Genomic DNA, 7411 nt, shown 5'->3' on the forward strand with positions numbered 1-7411 from the left:
GCGCGCGACGTGCTCTATCTCGGCCGCGGTCCGGATTATCCGCTGGCGCTCGAGGGCGCGCTGAAGCTCAAGGAAATCAGCTATATTCACGCCGAAGGCTATGCGGCGGGCGAGATGAAGCACGGCCCGATCGCGCTGATCGACGAGAATGTGCCGGTGATCGTCATCGCCCCGTCGGGGCCGCTGTTCGAAAAGACCGTCAGCAACATGCAGGAGACCCAGGCGCGCGGCGGCAAGATCGTGCTGATCTCCGACGCCGAAGGGCTGGCCGAAGCCGGCGAGGGCTGCCTCGCGACGATCGAGATGCCGAAGGTCCACCCGCTGATCGCGCCGCTGGTGTACGCGGTCCCGGTGCAGTTGCTGGCCTATCATGTAGCCGTGGCGAAGGGCACCGACGTCGACCAGCCGCGCAACCTCGCGAAATCGGTGACGGTGGAGTGATCGGCCCCCGGGGCCGCGCGCCAATGCGTCGACCGGCTCTGGCGCTCAGCCGCCCAGCGACAGACTGACCAGCACGCATCCGGCGACGACTCCGATCGGCGGCACTCGTAGCGTCAGCGCGACGAGAGCGGCGCCGGCCACGATCGCGTCGCGGATCGAACCGACCGCGCTGATCCAGACCGGGTCGTACAGCGCCGCGCCCAGCAATCCGACCACGCTGGCATTGATCCCGGCGACCGCGGCGCCCGCGCGGCGGCTGCGGGCGATCGTACCGCGATAGGGCAGGATGCCCGCGATCAGCATCAAGCCGGGCGCGAAGATCGCGACGATTGCGATGACCGCGCCCGACGCCGCGGCATGTGGCATCGCTGCGACACCCAGATAGGCGGCGAGCGTGAACAATGGACCGGGCACCGCCTGCGCCGCGCCATAGCCGGCCAGGAACCTATCGTCGGTCATCCAGCCAGGCACCAGGCTCGCGCGTAGCAGCGGGAGGACGACATGGCCGCCCCCGAACACCAGCGCACCGGCGCGATAGAAGACCGCCGCCAGCGCGATATCGGGTCCGAGCGACGCGAACAGAGGCAACGCGATCAGCAGCGCGCCGAACGCGGCCAACAATAGCGCACCGGCCCTTCTCGACGGCGCCCAGCCAGGAGCATCCGAGGCCGATGGCTCATGACCGCGGCACAAGATCAGACCGGCAAGCGCTCCCGCACCGATCAGGGCGATCTGCGCGGCCGGTCGCGCCAACCACAGCATGATCGCCGCGGCGGCCAGTGCGATCGCGGCCCGGCGGAGATCCGGCGTGAGCCTCCGCGCCATGCCGATCAACGCTTGGGCGACGATGGCGACGGCGGCGAGCTTGAGACCATGGACCAGCGGCTTTTCGAAAGACCCGGAGAGCGATCCGGCCGCCAGGGCGAATCCCGCCATGAGCAATGCCGACGGCAAGGTGAACCCGATCCAGGCCGCCACCCCGCCGAGCGGACCCGCGCGCGTCAGGCCAAGCGCGAAACCCAATTGGCTCGAGGCCGGACCCGGGAGGAACTGGCACAGGCCGAGCAACTCGGCATAGTCGCGTTCGTCGAGCCAGCGCCGGCGGACCACCAGTTCGTCGCGAAAATAGCCGAGATGCGCGACCGGACCGCCGAACGCGGTCAGGCCCAGCTTCAGGAATACCAGGAGGACTTCGCGTGCCGATCCGTGCTCAGCTCTTTGGCCGGTGGCGCTCACGCCCATGCCCATCGACGAGCTCGCCGAACAATTCGCGCGCCTGGCGTTCCGCGACGCGCAATCCTTCGCGTCCCAGGTCGGTGGCTCGGTACAGGCGCCTGACCGAGCGCCCATGGCGCTCCTCTTCGCTGATCAGATATCCCTTGTTCTCCAGTGCATGGAGCATCGGATAGAGAGTCCCAGCGCTCAATCGATAGCCGTGATGCGCCAATTCCTCGATGATCCAGGCGCCATAGACCGGCGCGTCGGCAGCGTGGAGCAGGATGTGGAGGCGAACGAAACCCGACAGCAATTCGCGATGATCCATCACGGCGAGACACCATGGCTAATCCGCTTCCCCGCCGGATCGATTTTCGATATCGGGAACCGATAACGTTCCATGCTGTTCCTGACCAGAGCTTGCCGCGTCGATCATGCCGCGCGTCGCCGCTGGTGACCAGAAGGAGGATGCCATGATCGAACATCGTGATCGTCGCGACGCCTTTGGATTGATCGCCGGCGCAGGACTGGCCTCCGTCGCGCTTCTTTCGGGATGTGCGAAGGGTGCCGCGGATCGCGATGGAGACAAGGAGTCCGGCGACGAGGACGTGACCGCCAACGAGGACCTGATGCGCGAGCATGGCGTCCTGCGACGCATCCTGGTCGCCTATCGCGAGATCGCGCCGAAGCTCGCGGCCGGCGGCGCCGGCGTCGATGCCGCGTCGCTGTTCCAGGCGGCCGATCTGTTCCGGACGTTCGGCGAACGTTATCACGAGCAATTGCTCGAGGAGCAGCACATCTTCCCGATCGTGCGCAAGGCGGGCGGCAAGGGAGCGCCGATCGTCGATACGTTGCTCGCGCAGCACGCGCGGGGCCGGGAAATCACCGCCTACGTGCTCGATCGCACCAAGGCCGGCCGCATCGCGACCGGCGACGGCGAGAGGCTGTCGCGAGCGCTGCTCGCTTTCACCCGAATGTACGAAGCGCATGCGGCGCGCGAAGACACGATCATCTTTCCCGCATTCAAGGCGAGCATCGGCGAGAAGGCCTATGAGCAACTCGGCGATCAGTTCGAGGATATCGAAAAACGCGAATTCGGCGGCGACGGCTTCGACATGGCATTGGCCAAGGTCGAAAAGATCGAACGGGCGCTGGGCGTCTCGGATCTCGCGGCTTTCACGGCGCCAGCGATCGGCGCCTGACCGACTGGCGGCCCACGCCGTCTTGCCGTTCGGCCGGGACGATGGATAAGCTGCCGCCATGGCCTACGCCCACACGCTGGACGCGAACCCGCATTGGCTGCCGCACCCGTCTCGCGGCGCGCTGGCGCATATTCCCGGCAATTACGGCCTGCCGCTGGTCGGCAACACGCTGAAGCTGCTGCGCGACCCGGGGAAGTTCGGCCGCAAGATGGTTGAGCGCTACGGGCCGGTCTATCGCAATCATTCGTTCGGCGAGATAAACGTCGCGCTGCTCGGGCCCGAGGCGAACGAGTTGATCCTGTTCGATCGCGATCGGCTGTTCTCGTCCGAACAGGGCTGGGGACCGCTGCTCAATCTGCTGTTCCCACGCGGGCTGATGCTGATGGATTTCGACAAGCATCGCGCCGATCGCAAGACTTTGTCGGTAGCGTTCAAGCCCGAGCCGATGCGGCATTATGCGACCCAGCTCGACGCCGGCATCGCGCGGCAGGTGGCGGGCTGGGGCGGGCGCTCGATGCGCTTCTACGATGCGATCAAGAAGCTGACGCTCGACCTCGCCGCGACCAGTTTCCTCGGAGTCGAGCTCGGCGCCGAGGCAAGCCGCATCAACCAGGCGTTCGTCGATGAGGTCCAGGCCAGCATCGCCCCGATCCGCATACCCCTGCCCGGCACGATGATGCGCAAGGGCGTGAAAGCGCGCGCCTATCTGATCGACTGGTTCGAGCGCGAGATCCCCGCGCGGCGTCACGGCGCGCGCGGCGGCAATGGGGAGGACTTCTTCTCGCAATTCTGCCGCGCGACCGACGAGGATGGGCAACCGCTGTCGGCCGACGCGATCGCCGATCACATGAACTTCCTGATGATGGCCGCGCACGACACGATCACCTCGTCGGCGACCACGCTGGTGATGCTGCTGGCGCGCAATCCCGACTGGCAGGAGCGGCTGCGCGAGGAAGTGCGGGGGCTCGACGGCGAGGTGCCGGTGACCGAGCAACTCGATCGGCTCGTGCTCACCGATTACGCCTTCAAGGAAGCACTGCGAATGATGCCACCGGTGCCGTCGCTGCCGCGCCGCGCGCTGCGCGATTTCGAATTCGGCGGCTACACGATCCCCGCAGGGACCAGCGTGGGGGTCGGCATCGCCTGGACCCATCGCATGCCCGACATCTGGCCCGAGCCCGAGAAGTTCGACCCGATGCGTTTCACGCCGGAGAATTCGAAGGGCCGCCACCGCTTCGCCTGGGTGCCCTATGGCGGGGGCGCGCATATGTGCCTCGGCCTGCATTTCGCGCAGATGCAAATGAAGCTGTTGATGGCGAATTTGCTCGGCCGCTATCGGATCGAGATCGATCCGGGCGCGGGAGACACGTGGCAGATGTTCCCGATCCCGCGGCCCAAGGACGGCCTGCCCGTACGGGTGATCGCACTCTAGGTCTGTCGCGCCAACTCCGCGCAGACCGCGGCGGTGTGTTCATCGGCAGGGAAGGTGCAGTCGATCCTTATTTCGTCCAGCGTCACGTCGTGCGGCGCGGCGAAGGTTGTGATCGTCTCGAAGAAACGCAATTCCCCACGCGGGCTGGCGAAGGTGAACGTGACAATCGGATCGCCGTCGTCATCGGCATCCCCCAATTGCCAACGCTGCGGCACGCCGGGATAGGACAGGGCCTCGGCGAGCAAGGCGCGGATGCGGCGGTCGGTCGGATTGGCGGCGAGATCGTCGTGGAGGTGCCGGACAAACCGCCGCGCGACGTCGGGCCAGTTGAGAATAACCTGGCGGAAGTCATTGGGATCGAACAATTGATGAATCAGATTGCTGTGCGCGCTTTGCCAGTCGCCGAACAGGAAGCGATTCATCCGGATCGCCGCCTGGTTGACTTCCAGCACTTCCCAATGCCTGCTGATGACGAAGGCCGGATAAGGCTCCTGATGCGCGAGGATCAGGTCGATCGCCCGCCGTACGCGATCGAGCGCGGGGGCGGCGAGTTCGCTCTCCGGATGAACCGGCGCATAGCCCGCGGCGCGCAGCAGCGCATTTCGGTCCCTTAGCGGCATATCGAGCGCGTCCGCCAGTCTTGCCACCATCTCGCGGCTCGCACGCGCCTTGCCCGTCTCGATGCAACTCAGGTGCCGGGTCGAGATACCCGTTTCGAGCGACAGATCCAGTTGGCTCATCCGCCGTGCACCGCGCCATTCGCGCAACAACTCGCCGATGGGCGAGAGAAAGCGGGCGACAGCGGCGTTGGGCATGGTTCTTCCCGTAATTGCGTTCGGATGCGGGGTAGCGGCGGCCGACGGACAACGAACTTAACGATCCGCAGCCATCGATTCAGGCTTGTCGAGCGGCGTCGATGATCTCCGCATAAATATCGACCAGCGCTTCCAGATCGGCGATCGCCACCGCTTCGTCGGTCTTGTGCATCGTCGCGTTGACCAGGCCGAACTCGACGGTCGGGCAGAGTTGCGACAGGAAGCGCGCGTCGCTGGTACCGCCGGTCGTCGATAGCGTCGGGCGCACGCCGGCAACCTTCTCGATCGCGGCGGTGACGAGTGCCGACAGCGCGCCCGGCTCGGTCAGGAACGCCTCGCCCGAGATGCGCGCGATGACCTGCGCCTCGGGGGCGTGCGCCTTCACCGTCCGCTCGATCAGCGCTACCAGGTCTTCGCCATTCTGTTCGTCGTTGAAGCGGATCGACAGCCGCGCCGATGCCCTGGCGGGAATGACGTTGGTCGCGGGATTGCCGACGGTGACGTCGGTCACCTCCATATTCGAGGGCTGGAACCAGTGATTGCCCTGGTCCAGCGTGATCGCGTCGATCGCCGCCAGCGCGGCCACCAGCTTCGGGATCGGATTGTCGGCGAGGTGCGGATAGGCGACGTGCCCCTGACGCCCCGGCACGTCGATCCAGATATTGACCGATCCGCGCCGCCCGATCTTGATCATGTCACCCAGCCGCGCGGTCGATGTCGGCTCGCCGACCAGGCATAAATCAGGCTCGAGCCCGCGCGCCGCCATCCGGTCGAGGATCGCGCGCGTGCCGGAGATCGCGGGACCTTCCTCGTCGCCGGTGATCAGCAAGCTGAGCGTCGGGCCCTCGGCCCGCGCCGCGGCCGCGGTGAAGGCGGCGATCGCACCCTTCATGTCGACCGCGCCGCGGCCGTAGAGCAGGTCGCCGCGCACCTCGGGCGCGAACGCGCCGCTCGCCCAGCCGTCGCCCGGCGGCACCACGTCGAGATGCCCGGCGAACGCGAGATGCGGCCCCTTGCCGTGGCGGATCGCGATCATGTTCTCGACCGGCCCATCGGGCGCCTCGCCGGTGGTGAAGCGATCGATCTCGAACCCGATCACGCTCAGCGCTTGCGCCAGCACGTCGAATGGCTCGCCGGTCGCGGGCGTCACGCTTTCGGCGGCGATCAGCGCCTTGGTCAGTTCGACGACGTTGGGCACGCAATTCCCCCGGTTGGACACGATCTGCCTCTTGCCTTGCATCGAGCGGGAGGGAAAGGTCCGCGCGTACGGGGGTGCGGAGAATTGCCAATGCTTGTCCTGTTGCTCGCCCTCGCCGTGCAGACGGCTCCCCCCGCCGAGGAGGACGCCATCGACCTCACGCCGGGGCGCTGCATCGCCGCGGCCGACCGGCTCGATACCGCCGTCCGCCTCGCGCGCGACATGCTCGACAGCAAGAACACCGGCGGCGATCGCACCGTCACCGAAGCGCGCGTCGCGCATGCGCAGGCAGTGGCCGCGGCGATCAGGACTCGCTTTCCCAAGGTCGCGGCCACCGACGACGATCGCGACGATCTGTCCGGCGGCGACGTGATGCCGTTCGCGGAGCAATGTTTGTCGGCGCCTCCGCCCAAGGGGAAATAGCGACATGCCCAAGCTCGACCTCGATGCGATCCCCCAGACCAACGCGACCGGCTATCCGCCGATCTATGCCGATGTCGTCAGCGAACGCTGGTACCGCCGTCTCGCGCCGGCCAGCGGAATCAGCGATTTCGGGTTCAGCCATGTGACGCTCAAGCCCGGCGCCTGGTCGTCGCAGCGGCATTGGCACGAGGGCGAGGACGAGATGGTCGTAATGCTGTCGGGCGAGGCGGTCCTGGTCGATGACGACGGCGAGCATCCGATGCGCGCGGGCGACATCGCGGCGTTTCCGAAAGGCGACGGCAACGGCCATGTCCTGCAGAATCGGTCGGCGCAGGATTGCGTGTTCGTCGCGGTCGGCCGGCCGCAGGCCAGCGATTGCCATTATCCCGATATCGACATGCATCTGTTCGCCGGCTCGCCCGAACAACGGCGCAAAGACGGGAGCGGGTTTTGATCGACGGCCGCGACGCCGGTTTGTGATGGCGCGCGGCCATGCATGATGCTAGCGCAACGGTCGGCCTGGCCGCGTTCGCGCGGCCGCCAGCAAGGGAGCTCTGACAATTCGCCAGATCGCGGCTTTGCCGTACCGGACCGAAGGCGCCGCCAGCGACGCCCCGATCCGCATCCTGCTCGTCACCTCGCGCGAGAACCGGCGCTGGGTCATACCCAAGGGCAATCCGCCCTC

The 7411-nt window shown here is 66.8% G+C and carries 9 protein-coding genes and 1 pseudogene; 6 read left to right on the forward strand and 4 right to left on the reverse strand.

Going from position 1 to position 7411, the window contains the following annotated elements; all coding sequences use genetic code 11:
- A partial coding sequence (locus ACTHJR_RS06530; RefSeq protein WP_440522318.1) for an SIS domain-containing protein occupies window positions 1-441 on the forward strand: 441 nt, incomplete at its 5' end.
- A 45-nt stretch (window positions 442-486) separates the two neighbouring features.
- Here the strand turns inward: ACTHJR_RS06530 and chrA are convergent.
- Complete coding sequence (gene chrA / locus ACTHJR_RS06535) at window positions 487-1677, reverse strand: chromate efflux transporter (protein WP_440522319.1); 1191 nt, start codon at window positions 1675-1677, stop codon at window positions 487-489.
- Complete coding sequence (locus ACTHJR_RS06540; protein ID WP_440522326.1) at window positions 1652-1984, reverse strand: PadR family transcriptional regulator; 333 nt, start codon at window positions 1982-1984, stop codon at window positions 1652-1654. Before ACTHJR_RS06540 ends, chrA begins: the two co-directional genes overlap by 26 nt.
- A 145-nt stretch (window positions 1985-2129) precedes the next feature.
- On the opposite strand from ACTHJR_RS06540, the gene ACTHJR_RS06545 reads away from it, so the two are divergent.
- Entirely contained in the window at window positions 2130-2858 is a 729-nt protein-coding gene (locus tag ACTHJR_RS06545) for a hemerythrin domain-containing protein (RefSeq protein ID WP_440522320.1), read from the forward strand.
- A gap of 58 nt (window positions 2859-2916) precedes the next feature.
- On the forward strand, window positions 2917-4290 hold the full coding sequence (locus ACTHJR_RS06550; protein ID WP_440522321.1) for a cytochrome P450: 1374 nt from the start codon (window positions 2917-2919) through the stop codon (window positions 4288-4290).
- On the opposite strand, the gene ACTHJR_RS06555 is transcribed toward ACTHJR_RS06550, so the two are convergent.
- On the reverse strand, window positions 4287-5105 hold the full coding sequence (locus tag ACTHJR_RS06555; RefSeq protein WP_440522322.1) for a helix-turn-helix domain-containing protein: 819 nt from the start codon (window positions 5103-5105) through the stop codon (window positions 4287-4289). The genes ACTHJR_RS06550 and ACTHJR_RS06555 overlap by 4 nt on opposite strands.
- Window positions 5106-5184: 79 nt before the next feature.
- Complete coding sequence (dapE, locus tag ACTHJR_RS06560; protein WP_440522323.1) at window positions 5185-6324, reverse strand: succinyl-diaminopimelate desuccinylase; 1140 nt, start codon at window positions 6322-6324, stop codon at window positions 5185-5187.
- A 69-nt stretch (window positions 6325-6393) separates the two neighbouring features.
- On the opposite strand from dapE, the gene ACTHJR_RS06565 reads away from it, so the two are divergent.
- From ACTHJR_RS06565 to ACTHJR_RS06575, 3 genes and pseudogenes are all read left to right on the forward strand, one after another.
- On the forward strand, window positions 6394-6726 hold the full coding sequence (locus tag ACTHJR_RS06565; RefSeq protein ID WP_440522324.1) for a hypothetical protein: 333 nt from the start codon (window positions 6394-6396) through the stop codon (window positions 6724-6726).
- Window positions 6727-6730: 4 nt separating this feature from the next.
- Entirely contained in the window at window positions 6731-7180 is a 450-nt protein-coding gene (locus ACTHJR_RS06570; RefSeq protein ID WP_440522325.1) for a cupin domain-containing protein, read from the forward strand.
- A gap of 106 nt (window positions 7181-7286) precedes the next feature.
- Window positions 7287-7411 (forward strand): annotated as a pseudogene (locus tag ACTHJR_RS06575) (DUF47 family protein); the annotation flags it as partial.

The sequence above is a fragment of the Sphingomonas sp. genome (assembly GCF_051962185.1).
Lineage (GTDB): Bacteria > Pseudomonadota > Alphaproteobacteria > Sphingomonadales > Sphingomonadaceae > Sphingomonas.